Below are 21,391 nucleotides of genomic sequence, written 5' to 3' on the forward strand. Positions count from 1 at the left end.
CCCTCTATAAGATTTATTCAAATTAATCCCTAATTATAGGAGTAGACTTTCCAGTAGTCCGCAGCGATACCAAAAGCAGAAAAAACAGCAAAGCTAATTAGAGAATTTTCTTAATTCATCTTCCTTCTCCCTTAATCAGTTACGTTTAATATCTGCGATTCACTAATGATTTTATCTTATTTATCAACTATCTCTTTTAGCATTGCTATTTGTTTTTTGCTTTTAATGCTTTCCTTACAATAAATCACGCAATAGCAAAAAAAATCACATACGAAGCAATGGTAATTATTGTTAAGGGCAACGTTCATAGTTCCACATTAGACTTCATATTTAAGGCAATAAATCCATATCACCTTTCTATTTACTCAGGCATTGCCATTAATACAGGAGTGAAATTAAAACGTTCATCTAATGCAGATGCAACAGACACATTGGACAAAGTTAATTTTATTTCACTCCCAGCTTTCAAACCGAAATTCGATATCACCATCGGATTTTTATCATTAAGGAACACGGATAAACCGGTCATGTTCAAAATTTTATCTGTATCGTTCTTAACGTTAATTGAGATTTTAGTTTTTGCTGCAATAGAACTATCTGCCTTGTTAATTTTTTTCTTCATCTCTTTGGATATGCTAATCGCCAAAATATCTGCATCATTACCGTAAAGGTGAATTCCCTTAGTAGAACCATTATCATTTGAGTTCCCTACACTCACAGGGATTTTAAAATGAGCAAATGAATCCATATCTTTTCTGAAACATTCTACATATTCCGCACTGGTAAAAATATCCGGTACTTTTGCCTGAGCCTCTAACAGAGATTTTGAAGGCTGCCTGGAATCTTGATAATCACCACAAGCACTGACTTCAACCAATAAATCAGATGTCACTATTTTTACCTGTTCAGATAAAAGATCGCTAACAGATACTGAAGTGTTTAGTTCTGTTTTACATCCTGTTAAAGCAAAAGCCATAACACTGCAAAGAATCAATTTTCTCATCATTTCCTCAAATTTAGACTTCATCAGGGTAAAATTTATTTGATTATATTCAATAAATTGTCTATTGAACATATCGCATAAATAAATAGTTGTCATCCGCATCATATTTCCCTGGCAAAATATAAGATTCTCTACCTGCAATATTTAACCACTAAAAACTTACAACAAACCAAAACAAAAAAGAAAGCCTGTAGCCATTTGTTAACTCATTAATGCGAAACGCTACGCAAATTAAGAGACTGAAATCACATATCAGCAACTTTTCTTGTTAATGAAAGGTAAATGAAAGGTTTTGTTATTATCAATTGTGTCAACTAGGTCTGTTTATAGTGGTTGTCTCTTACACGGGTATCTATGAGAACAAATAAATGAAAACTATAACAATCAAAACATTAGCAGCAACCATTTTACTATTTAGCACAAGCAATGTTTTTGCTGCCGGTGCACCTGGCAGGACTGAATGTATTGCTCCAGCAAAACCCGGTGGTGGTTTTGACCTGACCTGCAAGCTGGTACAAGTTTCATTACTGGAGACCAAAGAGATTAGTAAGCCTATGCGCGTCACCTTCATGCCTGGTGGTGTTGGCGCCGTCGCTTATAACGCCATTGTTGCGCAGCGACCTGCTGAAGCGGGAACCATTGTTGCCTTTTCCGGTGGCTCTCTGCTCAATCTGTCTCAGGGAAAATTTGGTCGTTATAACGTTGATAATGTTCGCTGGCTAGCAAGTGTTGGGACTGATTACGGAATGATTGCGGTCCGAGCTGATTCTCCTTATAACACCTTGAATGACTTGATGCATGCTTTCAAGAAAAATCCAAACAGCATTGTATTTGGTGCTGGCGCCTCTATCGGCAGTCAGGACTGGATGAAAACAGCACTACTGGCCAAAGAGGTTGGTGTTGATCCCCACAAAATGCGTTATGTCGCTTTTGAGGGCGGTGGTGAGCCTGTTACTGCTCTACTGGGTAATCATATTCAAGCTGTTTCCGGTGATCTAAGTGAGATGGTGCCTTACCTGAATGGAGACAAGATCCGTGTTCTGGCTGTTTACGCTGATAAACGCCTGGACGGTGATTTAGCCAACATCCCTACAGCCAAAGAGCAAGGTTATGATCTGGTATGGCCGATTATCCGCGGTTTCTATATGGGACCAAAAGTTTCTGATGAAGAATACCAATGGTGGGTTGACACTTTTAACAAACTACAACAAACGGATGATTTCAAAAAACAGCGCGATCTCCGTGGATTATTTGAGTTCAATATGACCGGCAAAGAGCTGGACAACTATGTGAAAAAACAGGTTGAACAGTATCGTGAACAAGCCAGAGCTTTTGGATTAGCTAAATAAATAGAGGCGGCTATCATCATGAGCGATCGTATTTTTGCTACTGTCTGGTTGATACTCTGTGCCATTGGGCTAGTTATCGGTTGGGGAATTCAGAGCGAATACACTTATGAACCACTGGGACCCAGACCTTTTCCTATCGCCATTCTGTCTCTAATGGCTATCTGTGCCTTACTACTACTTTTCAGAAAACCAGAGCAGAGCAACTGGCCTAATACCCCCGTTATCTATCGCCTGATGTTAATGATTGTCTCTTTAGTTATTTATGGCTGGGCGTTTGAGTGGTTGGGCTTTCCCCTGGCTACCGCTCTGCTGACATGCAGTGTAGCGCTGTTATTTAACGCTCCACTGCCTGCTGCAATCATTTCCGGGGTGTTCCTTGGCGTCACGCTCTATTTCGCCTTTGATCGCTTACTTGATGTAACCCTGCCTCTTGGCAACTGGCTCAACTGACGGAGAATTTATGGAAACTTGGATGTATCTCAGTCAGGGTTTTGAAGTCGCCATGGTGCCACAAAACCTGATTATTGCGTTGATTGGTTGTTTTATTGGAACGATTGTTGGATTGTTGCCGGGGCTTGGGCCAATTAATGGTGTAGCTATTCTGCTACCACTCGCTTTTGCTTTAAAACTGCCTGCTGAATCTGCCCTGATATTATTAGCAACTGTTTATATCGGTTGTGAGTATGGTGGACGTATATCATCGATTCTACTCAATGTTCCCGGTGATGCCGCTGCTATTATGACCGCACTGGATGGTTATCCAATGGCTAAACAAGGTCGTGCAGGTGTAGCATTGTCTATTTCTGCGGTCAGTTCTTTCTGTGGTTCTTTGCTGGCAATTTGCGGCATTATTTTGTTTGCGCCATTACTGGCGCAATGGTCACTGGCATTCGGTCCTGCTGAATATTTTGCACTAATGGTTTTTGCTATTGCCTGTCTGGGTAGCATGATGAGTCAGAATCCTCTGAAATCACTACTGGCAGCACTGATAGGATTAGGTCTGGCAACTGTCGGAGTAGACGCCAACACCGGGGTTTACCGTTTTACTTTCGACAATGTTCATCTGTCAGATGGCATTCAATTTATCGTTGTGGTGATAGGTCTGTTTTCCGTCAGCGAAATTCTGCTGATGCTGGAAAACACATCAACCGGCAAAACCATTATTCGCAAAACAGGCCGTTTGCTGTTTAACCGCAAGGAAGCGGTTGAATGCGCCATGCCAACTATCAGATCATCTTTTATCGGTTTCTTTGTCGGTATTTTGCCCGGAGCAGGTGCAACAATTGCCAGCGCAATTACCTATATGACAGAAAAGAGGATCAGTGGGAATAGTGATTCATTTGGTAAAGGTGATATTCGTGGCGTTGCAGCACCAGAAGCTGCTAATAACGCTTCGGCCTGCGGCTCCTTTATTCCAATGCTAACATTAGGAGTCCCAGGTTCAGGCACCACTGCCGTTATGATGGGGGCATTAACGCTCTACAACATTACCCCAGGACCGGGGATGTTTACTGAACAACCGGATATTGTTTGGGGATTAATTGCTGCATTACTGATTGCTAACATTATTCTGCTAGTTATGAATATCCCAATGATAGGTATGTTTACACGGATGTTAACCATTCCATTATGGTTTCTTGTTCCAGCTATTGCTACCGTTTCAGCCGTTGGTGTATATGCCGTACACAGCACAACTTTCGATCTTCTGTTGATGATAGGGTTGGGCGTTTTTGGCTATATTCTGAGAAAAATGAATTTCCCAATGTCGCCATTAATCCTTGGTTTCGTATTAGGAGGAATGCTGGAACAAAATTTACGCCGTGCACTTTCCATCAGTAATGGAGAATTTGGCATTCTGTGGAACAGTGCTATTGCTCAATGTCTCCTGATATTGGCCGTACTGGTTCTAATTATTCCACCAATATTACGAATCATCCGTAAGCGCCGTATTCAATAGACGACGATTAAAACCAAAGTTTAGTAAATAAAAGCCCATAATTATCATAAACATATTATGGGCTTTTTCTATTGACAAGATCAGGAATAGACTTTCACATTAATGTCATATTTTACGAAAAATCAAAACCCAGCAAACTGAGCCTTAATCCATAATTATCCCCAAAAAAATACAATAACAGTCAAGACCGATAAAAAACCTTTAAAACAGCATATTGATGGTTGGCACTTAGAACTCTCGACTAACTGTTAAATAACCACTAAATGACACCGAGCATTCGATATCATTGACAATTGTCGATGCAATAAAAACATTTGCCTTGCCTTTTTTATCGAAATAGGTAAATTTTACGATTAGATTATGCGGGTTATATTCTTTATAATTTTTATAATAGTCTTCATACTTGGGTCTAGTTGGACTATCTCTTAATTTATCTTTTTCCACCTCTTTTCTGGCAAGTTCCGAGGCAAGAATATCATTTACTTCAACATCAGAGAGCAACTCAATTTTTGTCTTTTTAAAATCAATATGTTGAGACTTAATATTCAAATCATTTATCATTTTACCCCGCATATTCATCTCAATATAGCCACCTGTTTGAATGCAAAATTCGGTTTCAGCGTATAAATTAAAAGAAAAAAACAACAGAATATAAAAGAATAAGCGCAGCATTGTACAACTTCCAATTCTTCATCATTAAAGCTCCACACTTTTTTACTTGTGTTGAACTCAACTATGATAACCTTCTGACATCCACCAGACAGAAGCAATGTCCTTCTTCTGTGAATTCTGAACTCATCTCTTCTGAACACACAATGAGTAGAATCAGACGGCAGAATAATAGTGATACGGACAGTGCGCCAGAAACGACCACTTTTGTCTAAACACTGTCCTGAATAACCTAATGATAAAAAGGGCTTACTCCAAATACTTGCTCATAACCAGGGAAGCATTAGTACCACCGAAGCCAAAGCTATTAGACATCACAGTATTCAACTTCTGTTCAGTAGGTTTAGTAATGATATTCATACCCACTGCTTTATCATCGATATCCTCAATGTTAATGCTAGGTGCGATAAAACCATGCTCCAGCATCAACAGGCTATAAATCGCTTCATGTACACCAGCCGCGCCCAATGAGTGGCCGGTCATCGCTTTTGTTGCAGAAATTGCAGGTGTCGTATCACCAAACACTTCCCTAATCGCCTCTAGCTCTTTCAAATCACCAACAGGCGTAGAAGTACCATGCGTGTTCACATAATCAATAGTACCGTTCACACCTTGCAGTGCCATATTCATACAACGAACGGCACCTTCTCCGGATGGGGCAACCATATCCGCACCATCAGATGTTGCACCATAACCAACAATTTCAGCGTATATGTGTGCGCCGCGTGCCAGAGCATGCTCCAATTCTTCAACAACAACGATACCGCCACCGCCAGCGATAACAAAACCATCACGGTTTTTATCATAAGTACGGGAGGCTTTTTCAGGAGTTTCGTTGTATTTCGTGGAAAGAGCACCCATCGCATCAAATTCACAGCTCATTTCCCAGCACAGTTCTTCACCACCACCAGCAAAAACAATATCCTGCTTCCCTAACTGAATAAGTTCAACCGCGTGACCAATACAATGAGCAGAAGTAGAACATGCAGAACTGATAGAATAGTTTACTCCTTTGATTTTGAAAGGAGTTGCAAGGCAAGCTGACACACCAGAAGCCATTGAACGGGTCACCATATAAGGCCCCACACCTCGCAAGCCACGGGCACGCATACCATCAGCCCCCATAACCTGGTTATACGGGGAACCACCACCAGATCCCACAACCAGCCCACTACGAATATTGGAAACCTGACCATCAGTTAGGCCAGAATCTTTAATTGCTTCATCCATCGCCAGATAAGCATAAACAGAAGCGTCACTCATGAAACGCTGAATTTTGCGGTCAATTAACCCCGTCGTATCCAGTTTTACATTACCCCAGACGTGACTTCTCATTCCTATATCTTTGAATTTTCCGGAAAAAGTTATCCCGGAGCGGCCTTCTTTCAGAGATGCCAGTACTTCTTTCTGGTTATTACCAATGCTGGAAACAATACCTAAGCCAGTGATCACTGCACGCTTCATTAAATACCTCACCTCGTTAAAATGTTTATCTGCTATCTGCGGAATTTTTATAACGGCACTTTAGCGTACACTTGTACGCCGAACAAGTCCGATCAGGATAAAATTACGAAGAAAAATTCATCTATCCAAAAATTCCAATATATTTTCTGATCAAAACAACAGCTAACTTGCATCGAACATACTCAAACCACAATAGATAAAAATAAATTTCAGGTAGAAATCATTCCGGTAAACAATAAGACCGGGAAAACTAGCAATTTTTATCAAATACCGGGTAAAAGATAATAATATCAATAATATACCTATAAATTCATCAAACGTATGAATAATGATCATTAAGTTGGTTTAATTAAAGATAGGTACTTTATATCTATTTAGCAAACCATGTTGTTACTTATTGTTTTGTTTTTCATTTCATCTTCTTAAAAAGGAGAAAATCGGATTACAGGCAACAATGATGATGCTCGCTGCTACTATATCTGTTATATTTTCTAATTCATTTACATACGAAATGATGGTAATTATGCTATGTAATATACAAATAGTAGGTTCATTGTAAGACTTAGCTAAATTAGGGTAATTCCACCGACTAATTTTAATGAGGATTAATAATGAGAGTACTTGGTTATTTTCTATTAAACGTTGGTATCATATGGATATTAGTGGCTCTTAATATGGACACAAGCGTTTCATCACAATACGGTAGCAAAATTAACAGCATTAGGCTGATTGCATCACAACAGAATCACCTCTTAATTGGAGCATTCATCACTCTTTATGGTCTCATTATGATTATATCCAGTAGAAATCAGCGGTTATTAGAGTTCATATGCAAAAAATATAATAAGGATGTTTCTAGATTGAGTTCAGAGAAAACGCCTACGCAAGTACCCATGAAAAATTCAGATAACTTAAAACGAGCTAATAATTACCGCTATTATGATTTTATCGATAGAAACTCAAATATCCTTGAAAAAAGAGTGGCTGAATTTTGTGAATTATGTTCATTTTATATTAAAGAGGTCAAACACAATGGAGGTGACGAAAAAGCAGCCAGATTCAAGGTAATGTTAATTATTGATACAATTTCTTTACATTTGACGAAAAAACTATCAAAGGAATTTAAAAAATTGTGTGAACTTTATATTTCTTCATAAATATAAAACTCACTTCGTTGGTAGGGCTTTTTCTACTTTTCATTAAATTTTACCGTTACTATTACTAAGGAAACTTGTTAATGATAAAGTGCAATATGTGATGTGAGTCTTTATTTATTTTTCAATAGCATTTAGATGCTTACTACTAAATGGAACTTAGATGAAATATCTCAGGAAAAAATACTGAGAGAAAGTTTTTCATATTTTTTATGAGATAGAAATAGCGTTAGTATATTAGTATGAAAGTAAATAATTTATAGAATAAAAGATTATATCTTTCCCTGAAAGAATCCCCCTTATCACAATGGATGCCGCCCAGTACAACTATATCCCTTGTCAATACTTTGCCTGTGCACGCATAGAGGCATGGACTAGCAACTCATATTGGCAACATATGTGTAAGTTTAGCAGTTTCCATCGGTACCTCGGTCTTAACGCTTTGAATACTGTCAATCCGAGTTAGGTGTTCAGCATGGAAACGGCGGTAAGAGTGGAGATCCTCGGTAACGATTCTCAGAAGCGCATCACATTCTCCTGCCATTAAGTGGCATTCCACAATTTCAGGCATTTCTTGGATAGCATCAGTAAAATGCTGAATCGTCTCTGCATCCTGAGCCCTGAGCCAAATCCGGGCAAACAATGAAAGACCCGCTCCGATCTTCGAGCCATCAAGCACTGCAACATAGCGCTTGATGACTCCCGCCTCTTCCAATAACCGTACGCGCCGCAAGCAAGGGGATGGCGATAAACCAACTTCCTTAGCTAATTCGACATTCTGGAGCCGGCCGTCACGTTGCAAAGCACGAAGAATACGTCTATCAATATTATCTAATTTCATTGGCATTCAATTCCACTATAGCGAAAAATATATTATACAAATTTCACTATGACTATTAATAGTGAAAAATTAGACACAAAATATCATAAAAATTAGCTTAAAATACCAACTCATATATTTCTATAGATTAATTATAGCGTCTAGCCTGCCCAACTTATTAGTACTCATCCAGTACTTCAGATGTTCTTATTATATGGAGGCAAAATCATGCAGTTAGAAAATTTTTTAGTCTTCGCCGCTACTGTATTACCGTTAATTTGTACCCCTGGGCCAGATATTATGTTCGTGGCATCTCAAGGTCTATCCGCAGGAAAAAGAGCCGCTCTACGTGCCAATGCAGGGGTCATCTCCGGCTATTGTCTACATGGCATTCTTGGTGCTTTAGGTGTGACCGCTATTGTGGCAACCTCACCAATTCTGTTCGAGGTGATGCGCTGGGCCGGCGTTGTCTACCTGGCCTATTTAGCGGTTCAGATGTTTCGTTCAGCAATACACCCCAACAAAATCATCTTCTCATCCTCACCAGCCAAAACCTTGCTGACCAAAGGCTTCCTAACCAGTTTCCTGAATCCCAAAGGGTTATTGGTCTATTTTGCTATCCTGCCAAACTTCATCATTGCTGATGGCAACCATACGCTCCAATCCATAATTCTTTCCGCAATTTTCATCAGCACCTGCGCTCTGGTTTATGGATTAATCGGTATCGTTATAGCCGGTATGGGGCAAAAAGGCTCGTTCAGCGACTGTCATCGTCGCTGGGTTGAAGGGATTGCTGGGGGACTTTTATGTCTGGCTGCCGGTCATCTAGCCAAGAACTGAACAGCAAGTTATTGGTATGATCCCCGATAATATTCAGCACCTACCCAAACACAGGTGCTGGCTACTAATCAAATCACCATATTTCCAATCTTTTTTTCTGTCCGGTGGTGCATCAAGCTTAACCTCGCTAAAATCGCGTTATTATCATTAACATTGCAGGCATTACCGTGAAAAATTCTGCCATCTGTACCGCAACCCTAAGCTGGAATGATCAGGGTACCCCGATTTCAACACAATTTGATGACGTTTACTTTTCAAATCAGGATGGACTGGAGGAAACCCGTTATGTATTTCTTAATGGCAACCAATTTCCCCAACGATTCTGTACTCATCCTCGTTCTAACTGTGTAATAGCAGAAACCGGCTTCGGGACAGGGTTGAATTTTCTGACACTCTGGCAATCATTTGATGCATTTCGGCAACAGCACCCTGACGCCCCACTACAACACCTGCATTTTATCAGTTTTGAGAAATACCCACTAAAAACCAGTGATTTATGGCAAGCTCATCAACGCTGGCCTGAACTTGGCATTTTTTCTCAGCAACTCTGCCAACAATGGCCTCAACCACTAGCAGGCTGCCACCGATTAATTATGGCAAATGGAACTGTCACACTGGATTTATGGTTTGGTGATATCAATGATCTGTTACCAACCATGGATTCCAGCCTTTACGGGAAGGTAGACGCTTGGTTTTTAGATGGTTTTGCCCCAGCCAAAAACCCACAAATGTGGAACGAACAGCTATTTGCTGCTATGGCGAGATTTGCCCGGCCAGCCGGAACCTTTGCAACTTTTACCTCTGCTGGCGTTGTCCGTCGTGGTTTACTACAAGCTGGTTTTGATGTCAGTAAAGTCAAAGGATTTGGTCGCAAAAGGGAAATGCTGACTGGAACCCTGGCAACCCAAAAATGTCAATCATTGCCTGCACCGTGGTTTGCCCGTCCAGCCGCAAGCCGTACAGATGATATCGCCATTATCGGCGGAGGCATTGCCAGTGTTTTCACCGCTCTTACGCTACTGCGTCGTGGAGCACGTGTTACGCTTTATTGTCAGGATGAATTTCCAGCACAAGGTGCATCTGGTAATCGTCAAGGAGCACTTTACCCGTTATTAAACGGCAGTAATGACGGACTCGAAAAATTCTTTACCTCTGCATTTACTTTTGCTCGCCGCCAGTATGAGTTGCTATCAGCACAGGGGATCAATTTTGACCATCAATGGTGTGGTGTCAGCCAGCTTGCTTATGACGAAAAAAGTAGCAGGAAAATTGAGAAAATTTTGACAACAGAATGGCCGAATGAACTCGCTATTGGCATGAATTGTCACCAGTTGAGTGAAAAATGCGGGCTGGATGTTAATTACCACGGTATTCATTATCCACAGGGTGGATGGCTATGTCCGGCTGAATTGACCAGAGCAGCAACAGAATTAGCACAACAACAAGGGATGATTTGTCTTTTTAATCATGAAATTACCGCTCTTGGCCGCAACAAAGACAGTTGGCAACTACATCTAATGTATCAAGGGCAACCCTTAAACAGGCATCATAAAGTGGTCGTTATTGCCAATGGCCACCATCTCCCCCAATTTGAACAAACCGAGAAACTGCCGGTAACTGCCGTTCGCGGTCAAGTCAGCCATATTCCGACAACGACAGAATTGAGTAAATTAAAAAATGTGCTTTGCTATGATGGTTATATGACACCGGCTAATCCAACCAATCAACACCACTGCATCGGCGCCAGTTATCAACGTCATCGGCTTGATGACGAATATTCTGAAATGGAACAACAGGAAAACCGAGATCGATTGCTGAAATGTTTACCTGATGCCGAATGGGTAAATCAGGTTGATGTTTCTACTAAACAATCCCGTCAGGGTATTCGCTGCGTTATTCGTGACCATATGCCAATGGTAGGAAATGCGCCGAATTTCAATGAAATAATGGCAGATTATCAAGATCTACCAGAACAAATCCGTACAGGGAAATCAATCACAAACGCTCCCTATTATTCCAATCTATTTATTATCGGAGCATTAGGTTCCCGTGGATTATGCTCAGCACCATTAGGTGCAGAAATCCTTGCCGGACAAATCTTTGATGAACCATTACCACTGGATAATGAAACACTGACGGCCCTTCATCCAAACCGTTTTTGGATCAGAAAGCTGCTGAAAGGCCGTAAATTGAAAAGCCATTAAGGAGCTGCACTGCCAAACGTTAGATATTCATATGAATTTTGGTAATGTAATTTAATATATCCTAGCTCTTGCACATAGCTCTCAAATGAGATACATAATGAAATCTGATAAGCGGAGGATAAAAAAATGGCTGCTCAAACATCAATGCTACACGTTCGTGTAGACAATAAACTCAAGGCCGATGCAACAAAAACACTCGCTAATTTAGGTCTAACCATATCGGATGCTGTACGCATCCTGCTAACCCATGTCGCCAAAGATGGTGCGTTACCCGCTGGTTTCACCGCTGATACGGAAACTTACGATGCTTGGTTTTTCGCTAAAGTGCAAGAAGCACTCGACGATACACGCCAACCTGTCCCACATCAGCAAGTAATGGATGAAGCCCAAGAATTAATTGAAAGGAAACTTCGTGCTAACTCTTGAATGGAGGGAAACAGCCAGAGCTGACTTGTTGACAATTATTGATTACATATCTGACGATAATCTCCATGCAGCTCAACAGTTAAAAAACGCAATAGAGAATAAGGTGGCAACACTACCAGAACGCCCACACGGTGGTTATCCTACGGGTACTACACACCTCACAACAATGGCCACCATCAAACGGGATAAAAGCAACGAAAAGCAAACATAGAAAGAATAAAAATCGCTATTGAGCCTCTGATTCTGACGAACTGCACTGCCAAACGTTAGATATTCATATAAATTTTGGTAGCACAGTTCGTTTTCTGCCCCTTAATAAAATTATTGAGTTTTAGCATTGTCTAACAGGCGCTGCCAGGTATGGAGAACCAGAATCTGATCCGGTGGCGCCAATTCCCCAGCTTTAATCGCATTTTGGATACTTTTTTCAACACGATCATGAAGCTGTTCAGCCGTATGAGCACCTTCCTGCTCCAACTCTGCCACCGCTAAAGTAAGATGCCCGCGGAGATAACCACCAGCAAATAACTCATCATCACTGGCGTGATCTACCATGTCATCAATTTGCGCTAAAATACGCGTTTCAAACTCAGCGAGCATCATTTTTCCTCAAATTCAGTTTTATTCTGCGAATAGATCTTCCGGGTAAGGAAAGTGTTCCGCTTTCAATGGGGACGTATTGTAGAACGATTGCAGTCCCTGAATAAAGCACTCCGCTCTTACAGGTATCCCTTCTGCTAAGTAGTCCATAATCTGAGCATGAACTTTACGTTGAAAAGTCAATCTATCAGGCTCAAAATCCTCTTCAAGATTGTCACAACTGACATTAAACGGAAAACCTGCGGCGGTACAAAACAACCAGTCAAGTGCTTGCGGTTTAATTTCTACTTTCTCAAATTCACTTTGCGCCTGCGCATCACGCCCATCTGGGCAATACCAATAGCCAAAATCCACTAATTTCCTGCGCTCTCTACCCGCAATGCACCAATGAGCAATCTCATGCAACGCACTGGCATAGAAGCCATGAGCAAATACAATTCGGTTATAAGGAGTCTCTTCATCCGCTGGCAGATAAATAGGTTCGTCATCACCTTTGACTAAACGTGTGTTGTATTCTTCGCCAAAACAGCGATTAAAAATATCAATAAGTTGTTGATAGTTATGCGTTGTCATGAATTAAAAACAAAATCCTGAATCAAAAATAAAATGCCAGCCAAGTACGGATTGTATCGCCGTGATTATCATTCAGTAATTTAATACTCATCAAAAAAGAGATAGTTACAATCATAGGGCGAATAAGTTTTTGACCATGTGTCAAAACCAAACTTGCGCCCAACCGTGCGCCAATCACCTGCCCTGCCAGCATCACCAGACCCAATACCCATAAAACCTGACCACCAAGGATAAAAAGCACCAGTGAACCTATGTTAGAAGCAAAGTTCAATACCTTGGCATGAGCTGTAGATTTCGCCAGGTTATAGCCGCACAGGGCAACGTAAGCTAACGCATAAAATGAGCCAACACCGGGGCCAAATACACCATCATATAAACCCAATCCACCCCCGATAAGACAGGCAAATGCTACCGGAGTTAAGCGACGATGGCGATCTTCCATGCCAATTGCCGGAGTCAAAAGGAAATACAGACCAATAATAATGACCAGAACCGGTAATAGCTGACTGAGGAAATCTGGTTTCATAAACTGGACAATTATTGCACCAGTCATTGAGCCAAACAGTGTCATCAGTATGGCAAAGCGCTGAGACTTGAGATCAACCGCACCATAACGGACAAAATAGAGACTAGCAGAGAAAGAACCTCCCACTGCCTGTAACTTATTTGTCGCCAATGCCTGAACCGGAGAGACACCCACCGATAACAATGCAGGAATGGTTAGCAAACCACCACCACCAGAAATCGAGTCAATAAATCCAGCAATCACCGCAACCAGAAAGAGCAGACCATAAACTTCCACCCCTGATAATAACCAATCCATACTTTATCCCATCAAAAGAAATTGCTTATCAACATTAAGCTACCCATTTCACCATCCGGGATTTTCAAGGCTAGCTTCATCCTTCACTCACCAACCAAGAAGTCTGGATTCGACATCAGTACACTGTGCTCTCTGGCGTAATAAATGATCCATCAGAACAATAGCCATCATTGCTTCTGCAATCGGTACTGCACGGATGCCAACACAAGGATCATGGCGGCCACGAGTCACCATTTCCACCTCTTCACCCTGACGGTTAATCGTTTTGCCCGGCACCATGATGCTGGATGTTGGCTTTAGCGCAATACGAGCAACAATTAGCTGGCTACTGCTGATGCCACCAAGAATTCCACCCGCATGATTACTGGTGAACCCTTGAGCTGTAATTTCATCCCTGTTTTCGCTGCCACGTAAATTGATCACACCGAAGCCATCACCAATTTCAACACCTTTTACTGCATTAATACTCATCAGCGCATGAGCAATATCAGCATCAAGGCGGTCGAAAACAGGCTCTCCCAATCCAGCCGGAACATTTTCTGCCACAACCGTTACTTTCGCACCAATGGAATCACCGGCTTTTTTCAATTCACGCATCAAGGCATCAAGTTGTTCAAGTTTGGTCTCATCAGGGCTGAAGAATGGGTTTTGTTCCACCTGTCCCCAATCTTTCAATTCGCAATGGATATTTCCCATTTGGCTCAGGTAAGCACGGATACGAATGCCATATTTATCCAGTAGATATTTTTTCGCTATTGCACCTGCTGCTACACGCATTGCCGTTTCTCGAGCAGAAGAACGGCCACCACCGCGATAGTCGCGAACACCATATTTTTGTTCATAAGTGTAATCGGCATGCCCCGGACGAAACACATCTTTGATAGCACTGTAATCCTGAGAACGCTGATCCGTATTTTCAATGAGTAAACCGATACTGGTGCCGGTTGTTACCCCTTCAAATACCCCCGAAAGAATACGAACTTGGTCCGGCTCACGACGCTGCGTTGTATAGCGGGAAGTTCCCGGGCGACGCCTGTCTAAATCAACTTGTAAATCGGCTTCTGTGATTGCAATACCCGGCGGTACACCATCGACAATACATCCCAACGCCAAACCGTGGGATTCGCCAAAAGTGGTGACCCGGAAAAATTGCCCGATACTATTTCCAGCCATCCCAATTCCTTCCTGTTAATTGTTCTTTTATTTAACCCGACAAACAGCAATAACAACTCATCCAACTATCAGTCTTTGAATAAACGAAAATGCTCATGATGTTCGACGAGTTGCTGGCGCGTCATCATAAATACACCGTCACCACCGTATTCAAACTCCAACCAGGTAAATGGCACATCCGGATATTGTTCTATCAAATGCACCATACTGTTACCAACTTCACAAATCAGTACACCCTGCTCTGTCAGAAAATCTGGGGCAGTTGCCAAAATACGGCGTGCGAGTTTCAAACCATCGGAACCCGCCGCCAGACCTAACTCAGGCTCACAACGGAACTCTTGCGGTAAATCGCTCATATCTTCAGCATCGACATAAGGCGGATTAGTGACGATAAGGTCATATTTAACAGGTGGCATATCACGGAATAGATCAGAACGGATAGGAATAACCCGGTGTTCAAGATTGTGATTCTGAATATTCTGTTCAGTTACTGCCAGCACATCTGCGGAAATATCCACTGCATCGACTTCCGCTTCCGGGAAAGCATAGGCACAAGCAATGGCAATACAACCGCTACCGGTGCAGAGATCAAGAATATTTGCCGGTTCGTCAGGGATCAATCCTGCAAACTCATTATTAATCAATTCACCAATCGGTGAACGCGGCACCAGAACCCGCTCATCAACATAAAATTCATGACCACAGAACCATGCCCGATTAGTCAAATAAGCAACAGGAATACGCTCATTAATACGGCGAATAACCCGCTCGACAATACGATGACGCTCAGTTGATGTTAATTGCGCTGTCAACATTTCCTGTGGAATATCCAGCGGCAGAAATAGCGATGGAAGAACCAGTTGCAGCGCTTCATCCCATGGATTATCTGTACCGTGTCCGTAATAAATATTCGCCGCATTAAACCGGCTGACAGACCAGCGCAACATATCCTTAATAGTATATAATTCAGCCACTGCCTCATCGATAAAAATCTTGTCCAAAAGCCCCTCCAACCCTGTAAACTCATTGACCCGTTAGTTTGCCACGATCACTGAGACAAATCAGCTTTCATATCAGGCTAATGACATAGAATTTTAGTGCAGGTATTTTATTGCAGATTTTGAGCCATTCTGTGGAAATCGTCTTATGAGTGAGTAAATAAGACGATTTCTACATAATTTATATCATATTTTCTTAGCAGACCGAGGGGTAACGGCGGTTACATTGTGCCGTATCCATAAATAATAGACCGCGGTTAACAAGAGTATCCATATTCCACCCACATAGAATGCGATTCGTGTATCTGGGAAATAACTGAGAATAGCAATAATAAATACCATAAACACAATAGTCAGTATCGGTGCAACAGGCCACATCGGTACTGGAAATTGTAATTTTTGTGCTTCTTCTGGTGACATCTTTCTACGCATAGCAAATTGAGAGAGCAAAATCATTAACCAGACCCACACCGTAGCAAAAGTGGCAATCGAAGCAATGATTACGAACACCTGTTCAGGGAGCAAGTAATTAAGTACGACAGCACACAACAGCGCCAGCGTCATAATCATGATAGTCACCCAAGGCACACCATTACGGCTTAGATTCATAAATTTTTTATGCGCTAACCCTTTCTCAGCCATGCCGTACATCATACGACCTGCACCAAAAATATCACTGTTGATAGCCGAAATCGCAGCGGTAATAACGATAATATTTAGAATATTCGCCGCCGAACTAATTCCCAATCCCTGAAATATTGCAACAAATGGACTGCCTTCCTGACCGATGCTGCTCCAGGGGTAAATTGCCATCAATACAAAAATAGTCAGTACATAGAACAGTAGAATACGCAGCGGGATAGAGTTAATCGCTTGCGGGATCATTTTCGCCGGATTTTTGGCTTCACTAGATGTGATACCGATGATTTCAACACCACCGAAAGCAAACATAACGACGGCTAAAGACTCAATAACGCCACCAAATCCATTAGGCATAAATCCGCCGTGTTGCCACAGATTCTGTACTCCAGTTGCCTGAAAATGACCGCTAAAACCAAATAAAATAATACCTGCCCCAGCAATAATCATTGCGCTGATCGCTGCTACTTTCAGAATCGACAACCAGAATTCCATTTCGCCAAATACTTTGACTTTACAAAGATTAAGCGCGCCAATAATGAAAATAATACTGAGTACCCATATCCAACGCGGTACTTCTGGATACCACAGTCCCATATAAATACCGAAAGCAGTTACATCGGCCAGACAAACTATGATCATTTCGAAAGTATAAGTCCAGCCAGTAATAAATCCCGATAACGGACCCAGGTATTGATGAGCGTAGCTGGCAAAAGAACCGGCATCCGGTTTATGGACCGCCATCTCTCCCAGAGCGCGCATGACCATAAAAACCGCGGCACCTCCTACTAAATAAGCTAACAATACCGCCGGACCTGCAATTTTTATTGCTTCAGCAGAACCATAGAAAAGACCCGTGCCAATTGCAGAACCCAACGCCATGAACCGAATATGACGGGCGTTGAGTCCTCGTTCTAGTTGTAGTGAGGCTTGCATGATTTACCCTCTTATCTTTTATTATTGGGTTTTATGAAATATAAATGCAACAATCAGGCCGGACAGAAGCCGGCCATCGGCTTATTTAACGATTATTTTTAATCTGTAATATCTGTCCAGAAGGAAGTAGTGAGGAAAGGTGTTGCTCAGCCAATAGTTGTACAGCAGCAGCAATATCCGGCGCAAAAAAACGATCTTGATCGTAATAATCTACCTTTTCCCGCAGAATACGGCGCGCTTTTTCCAGAACTGGGCTACTTTTCAGACCATTCCGAAAATCGATTCCCTGACAGGCAGATAGCCATTCAATTGCCAGAATACCCCTGGTATTTTCTGCCATCTCCCATAAACGACGCCCAGCAGCCGGGGCCATTGAGACATGATCTTCCTGATTGGCCGAAGTCGGTAAACTGTCAACACTAGCAGGGTGGGCCAACGCTTTATTTTCACTGGCAAGCGCCGCCGCCGTCACCTGAGCAATCATAAAGCCCGAATTCACACCACCGTTATCAACCAGAAAAGGAGGAAGCTGTGACATATGCGAATCCATCAACAACGCAATCCGCCGTTCTGATAATGCACCTATTTCTGCCAATACCAGCGCCAGATTATCAGACGCCATTGCAACAGGTTCGGCATGGAAGTTACCACCAGAAATTACTTCACCTTGTTCAGCAAATACCAATGGGTTATCAGATACGGCATTAGCTTCAATCAGGATAACATCGGCAGCATGACGCAATTGAGTCAAACAAGCTCCCATGACCTGTGGCTGACAACGTAATGAATAAGGATCTTGTACCTTGGGGCAATTTATATGAGAATCTGATAGTTCACTGCTTTTTTCTAATACATAACGATACAATGTAGCAACGTCAATCTGTCCCTGTTGCCCCCGTACGGCATGTACACGCTCATCAAATGGTTTGCGAGAACCCAACGCCGCTTCTACAGATAAAGAACCGCAAACTATTGCTGCCGCTAACAGATCTTCTGCCTCAAATAATCCACGTAAAGCAAAAGCCGTAGATACTTGAGTACCATTGAGCAATGCCAAGCCTTCTTTAGCTGCCAATGTAATGGGTTGTAAATTGGCTTTTGCCAGAGCTTCTTTAGCTGGCAACCACTCTCCCTGATAATGAGCCTGCCCTTCCCCAAGTAATAACAAGCTCATATGTGCCAACGGTGCCAAATCACCAGAAGCTCCCACCGATCCTTTACAGGGAATATGAGGATAAATTTCCGCATTAACTAATGCAATTAATGCCTGAATAACTTCAAGACGAATACCAGAGTAACCACGGGAAAGACTGTTAATCTTCAATACCATGATCAACCGGGTCATATTATCGTCCAACGCTTCACCTATCCCAGCAGCATGAGACACGACAAGCGAACGTTGTAGTTTTTCTAAATTATCTTCTTCAATCCGTGTACTGGCTAATAGTCCGAATCCGGTATTAATTCCGTAAGCAGTGCGATTTTCAGCAAGAATAGCATTAACACATTCCACGCTACGTTCAATAGCAGGAAAAATCTGGCTATCCAGCGTTATTTTTACCGGTTGTAGATAAACCTGACGTAATTCATCAAGGGTCAATTTGCCTGGGTAAATAGTTAACTGTTTCATAATGTTCCTTATTTTGTATTGAGCATCGGCAAATCTAATCCTTGCTCTTTGGCACAATGGATAGCGATTTCATAACCTGCATCGGCATGACGCATAACTCCGGTAGCTGGATCGTTGTGTAGTACCCGGGCTATACGCTCAGCGGCTTCATCAGTTCCATCACAAACAATCACCATACCGGCATGTTGTGAGAAACCCATACCAACACCACCGCCATGATGCAGAGAAACCCAAGTAGCACCGCTAGCAGTGTTAAGCAAAGCATTCAACAGCGGCCAATCTGAAACTGCATCAGAGCCATCACGCATAGATTCGGTTTCGCGATTCGGGCTGGAGACAGAACCGGAATCCAGATGGTCGCGCCCAATGACAATAGGCGCAGAAAGTTCACCACTGCGTACCATTTCATTAAAAGCTAACCCCAGCTTGGCTCGTTCCCCTAAACCAACCCAGCAAATACGAGCGGGCAATCCCTGAAAGCTAATGCGTTCCCTTGCCATATCCAGCCAGCGATGCAAATGTTTGTCATCGGGGAGCAATTCTTTAACTTTGGCGTCAGTTTTGTAGATGTCCTGTGGATCGCCAGAAAGTGCTACCCAGCGGAAGGGGCCAATACCACGGCAGAATAACGGGCGAATATAAGCAGGAACAAAACCAGGAAAATCGAAGGCATTTTCTACACCAACCTCATACGCCATTTGGCGAATATTGTTGCCGTAATCAAAAACAGGAATACCCCATTGCTGGAAAGTCAACATCGCCTTAACATGTTCTGCCATCGAAAATTTTGCTGCTTCGATAACTTCTGCTGGTGCTGAAATAGCACGTTGGCGATATTCTTCCCAACTCCAGTTTTTTGGCAGATAGCCGTTGAGAGGATCGTGTGAACTTGTCTGGTCAGTGACCAAATCCGGACGTACACCACGACGAACTACTTCTGGCAAGATTTCAGCAGCATTACCGCACAATGCGATAGAGATGGCTTTGCCTTCCTGAGTGTATTTTTCAATCCGAGCCAGTGCATCATCCAAATCTTTCGCTTGTTCATCAACATAACGAGTACGCAGGCGGAAATCGATCCGGCTTTGTTGGCATTCAATATTCAACGAACAGGCTCCGGCTAATGTTGCAGCCAGCGGTTGTGCTCCCCCCATACCACCCAAACCAGCGGTTAGCACCCAACGCCCTTGTAAATTACCGTTATAATGCTGCCGGCCAGCTTCCACGAACGTTTCATAAGTGCCTTGCACAATCCCCTGACTGCCAATGTAGATCCAGCTACCCGCCGTCATTTGACCGTACATAGCCAGCCCTTTCGCATCCAACTCGTTGAAATGCTCCCAGGTAGCCCAGTGCGGTACCAGATTCGAGTTTGCAATCAGTACCCGAGGTGCATTTTTATGGGTTTTAAATACCCCAACCGGTTTGCCTGACTGAATTAGCAGAGTTTCATCGTCTTCCAGTTTTTTCAGTGTTTCAACAATCTTGTCATAGCATTCCCAATTTCTGGCAGCTCGACCAATACCGCCATACACCACCAATTCATGCGAATTCTCAGCCACTTCCGGATCAAGATTATTCATTAACATACGCAGAGGAGCTTCGGTTAACCAACTTTTAGCGGTTAATTTCGTTCCTCTGGGTGCCCGGATATCAACATTACGAAATTTACTTTTCTGGGCGGTCACGGTTTGGCTCCTTGTTTGTCTTTGTATATTTGTTAAATGTATAGTTGTATATACATGTATATTCAATAGACCAAACTGTTAGCTAAAATGATATATTTATGAGTTTATTGTTATTATTTTCTTATAAATCAATTTGTTAATATTATTTCTTTTTTATTATCAAGAAGTAATATTTTTCTTATTTTTGTGTTTATAATCACAATTTGTTTACATTAATTTTACAAAAATATAATTTAAGGAAGGAAAGATTTTGTTTGGTTTGTCACCAATACACAGGCAAGTTCTGAGTCGTGACAAACTGATGCTCCATGTAAACAATTAAGGGCATCAGTCATCGTATGAATGTGGTTATAAGGGTCTACATTTGAAGTTAAGACATATATCTTTAGCAGCAACCTCTATTAGATAAGAGTTTACAGCGCTTCTTGCTAAAAACATGGTATAG

General features: G+C 42.1%; 20 protein-coding genes. 8 read left to right on the forward strand and 12 right to left on the reverse strand.

Translation table 11 applies throughout. The annotated features are described in order from the left end of the window. Nucleotides 1–361: 361 nt before the first annotated feature. On the reverse strand, nucleotides 362–1,099 hold the full coding sequence (locus C5469_RS14290) for a DUF7424 family protein (protein ID WP_242689476.1): 738 nt from the start codon (nucleotides 1,097–1,099) through the stop codon (nucleotides 362–364). Between the two features lie 272 nt (nucleotides 1,100–1,371). Here C5469_RS14290 and C5469_RS14295 point away from each other — a divergent pair, with 272 nt between their 5' ends. Genes C5469_RS14295 through C5469_RS14305 form a run of 3 tightly spaced genes read left to right on the forward strand, consistent with a single transcriptional unit; the run spans nucleotide 1,372 to nucleotide 4,309 of the window. Continuing rightward, nucleotides 1,372–2,352, forward strand: coding sequence for a Bug family tripartite tricarboxylate transporter substrate binding protein (locus C5469_RS14295; RefSeq protein WP_166307891.1), 981 nt, complete (start codon nucleotides 1,372–1,374; stop codon nucleotides 2,350–2,352). A gap of 18 nt (nucleotides 2,353–2,370) precedes the next feature. Beyond that, nucleotides 2,371–2,802 carry a tripartite tricarboxylate transporter TctB family protein gene (locus C5469_RS14300; RefSeq protein WP_166307894.1) on the forward strand — a complete coding sequence of 144 codons (432 nt, stop codon included), beginning with the start codon at nucleotides 2,371–2,373 and terminating at the stop codon, nucleotides 2,800–2,802. 10 nt (nucleotides 2,803–2,812) lie between these two features. After that, the gene (locus C5469_RS14305; RefSeq protein ID WP_166307897.1) at nucleotides 2,813–4,309 is read left to right on the forward strand and encodes a tripartite tricarboxylate transporter permease; all 1,497 of its coding nucleotides are present in this window, start codon (nucleotides 2,813–2,815) and stop codon (nucleotides 4,307–4,309) included. 228 nt (nucleotides 4,310–4,537) lie between these two features. On the opposite strand, the gene C5469_RS14310 is transcribed toward C5469_RS14305, so the two are convergent. Both C5469_RS14310 and fabB read right to left on the reverse strand, forming a co-directional pair. Continuing rightward, nucleotides 4,538–4,981: a hypothetical protein gene (locus C5469_RS14310; protein WP_166307900.1), complete on the reverse strand. Its 444-nt coding sequence runs from the start codon at nucleotides 4,979–4,981 to the stop codon at nucleotides 4,538–4,540. A 246-nt stretch (nucleotides 4,982–5,227) separates the two neighbouring features. Beyond that, nucleotides 5,228–6,442 (reverse strand): beta-ketoacyl-ACP synthase I, encoded by a 1,215-nt coding sequence (gene fabB / locus C5469_RS14315; RefSeq protein WP_166307903.1) that lies wholly within the window; start codon nucleotides 6,440–6,442, stop codon nucleotides 5,228–5,230. Nucleotides 6,443–7,053: 611 nt separating this feature from the next. On the opposite strand from fabB, the gene C5469_RS14320 reads away from it, so the two are divergent. Further along, nucleotides 7,054–7,599, forward strand: a complete 546-nt coding sequence (locus C5469_RS14320; RefSeq protein WP_166307906.1) for a hypothetical protein — start codon at nucleotides 7,054–7,056, stop codon at nucleotides 7,597–7,599. A 379-nt stretch (nucleotides 7,600–7,978) separates the two neighbouring features. Here C5469_RS14320 and C5469_RS14325 read toward each other — a convergent pair whose 3' ends face one another. Beyond that, entirely contained in the window at nucleotides 7,979–8,443 is a 465-nt protein-coding gene (locus C5469_RS14325; RefSeq protein ID WP_166307909.1) for an Lrp/AsnC family transcriptional regulator, read from the reverse strand. Nucleotides 8,444–8,644: 201 nt separating this feature from the next. Between C5469_RS14325 and C5469_RS14330 the strand changes: the two genes are divergently transcribed. The 4 genes from C5469_RS14330 to C5469_RS14345 all read left to right on the forward strand — a co-directional run bounded on the left by C5469_RS14330 (nucleotide 8,645) and on the right by C5469_RS14345 (nucleotide 12,097). After that, nucleotides 8,645–9,256, forward strand: coding sequence for a LysE family translocator (locus C5469_RS14330; RefSeq protein WP_166307912.1), 612 nt, complete (start codon nucleotides 8,645–8,647; stop codon nucleotides 9,254–9,256). Between the two features lie 167 nt (nucleotides 9,257–9,423). Continuing rightward, nucleotides 9,424–11,460: a bifunctional tRNA (5-methylaminomethyl-2-thiouridine)(34)-methyltransferase MnmC2/FAD-dependent 5-carboxymethylaminomethyl-2-thiouridine(34) oxidoreductase MnmC1 gene (gene mnmC, locus C5469_RS14335; protein ID WP_166307915.1), complete on the forward strand. Its 2,037-nt coding sequence runs from the start codon at nucleotides 9,424–9,426 to the stop codon at nucleotides 11,458–11,460. Between the two features lie 126 nt (nucleotides 11,461–11,586). Then, the gene (locus C5469_RS14340; protein WP_166307918.1) at nucleotides 11,587–11,886 is read left to right on the forward strand and encodes a type II toxin-antitoxin system RelB/DinJ family antitoxin; all 300 of its coding nucleotides are present in this window, start codon (nucleotides 11,587–11,589) and stop codon (nucleotides 11,884–11,886) included. Beyond that, the gene (locus tag C5469_RS14345) at nucleotides 11,873–12,097 is read left to right on the forward strand and encodes a type II toxin-antitoxin system RelE/ParE family toxin (RefSeq protein WP_339414425.1); all 225 of its coding nucleotides are present in this window, start codon (nucleotides 11,873–11,875) and stop codon (nucleotides 12,095–12,097) included. The genes C5469_RS14340 and C5469_RS14345 overlap by 14 nt, the downstream gene beginning before the upstream one ends. Before the next feature lie 110 nt (nucleotides 12,098–12,207). On the opposite strand, the gene C5469_RS14350 is transcribed toward C5469_RS14345, so the two are convergent. The 8 genes from C5469_RS14350 to hutU all read right to left on the reverse strand — a co-directional run bounded on the left by C5469_RS14350 (nucleotide 12,208) and on the right by hutU (nucleotide 20,946). Next, complete coding sequence (locus C5469_RS14350; RefSeq protein ID WP_046973529.1) at nucleotides 12,208–12,486, reverse strand: YfcL family protein; 279 nt, start codon at nucleotides 12,484–12,486, stop codon at nucleotides 12,208–12,210. A 21-nt stretch (nucleotides 12,487–12,507) separates the two neighbouring features. Further along, a complete protein-coding gene (locus C5469_RS14355) occupies nucleotides 12,508–13,059 on the reverse strand; it encodes an elongation factor P hydroxylase (RefSeq protein WP_166307921.1) in 552 nt (183 codons plus the stop codon). A gap of 22 nt (nucleotides 13,060–13,081) precedes the next feature. After that, a complete protein-coding gene (locus tag C5469_RS14360) occupies nucleotides 13,082–13,882 on the reverse strand; it encodes a sulfite exporter TauE/SafE family protein (RefSeq protein ID WP_166307924.1) in 801 nt (266 codons plus the stop codon). Nucleotides 13,883–13,969: 87 nt separating this feature from the next. Further along, entirely contained in the window at nucleotides 13,970–15,055 is a 1,086-nt protein-coding gene (gene aroC / locus C5469_RS14365; protein ID WP_166307927.1) for a chorismate synthase, read from the reverse strand. Nucleotides 15,056–15,123: 68 nt separating this feature from the next. Next, entirely contained in the window at nucleotides 15,124–16,056 is a 933-nt protein-coding gene (prmB, locus tag C5469_RS14370) for a 50S ribosomal protein L3 N(5)-glutamine methyltransferase (RefSeq protein WP_166307930.1), read from the reverse strand. Nucleotides 16,057–16,239: 183 nt separating this feature from the next. Next, nucleotides 16,240–17,628, reverse strand: coding sequence for an amino acid permease (locus C5469_RS14375; protein ID WP_166307933.1), 1,389 nt, complete (start codon nucleotides 17,626–17,628; stop codon nucleotides 16,240–16,242). 85 nt (nucleotides 17,629–17,713) lie between these two features. Then, nucleotides 17,714–19,258 (reverse strand): histidine ammonia-lyase, encoded by a 1,545-nt coding sequence (hutH, locus tag C5469_RS14380; protein WP_166307936.1) that lies wholly within the window; start codon nucleotides 19,256–19,258, stop codon nucleotides 17,714–17,716. An 8-nt stretch (nucleotides 19,259–19,266) separates the two neighbouring features. Beyond that, nucleotides 19,267–20,946, reverse strand: a complete 1,680-nt coding sequence (gene hutU / locus C5469_RS14385) for a urocanate hydratase (RefSeq protein ID WP_166307939.1) — start codon at nucleotides 20,944–20,946, stop codon at nucleotides 19,267–19,269. Nucleotides 20,947–21,391 lie beyond the last annotated feature (445 nt).

The sequence above is a fragment of the Photorhabdus cinerea genome (assembly GCF_011189575.1).
In the GTDB taxonomy this organism is placed as follows: Bacteria; Pseudomonadota; Gammaproteobacteria; order Enterobacterales; family Enterobacteriaceae; genus Photorhabdus; species Photorhabdus cinerea.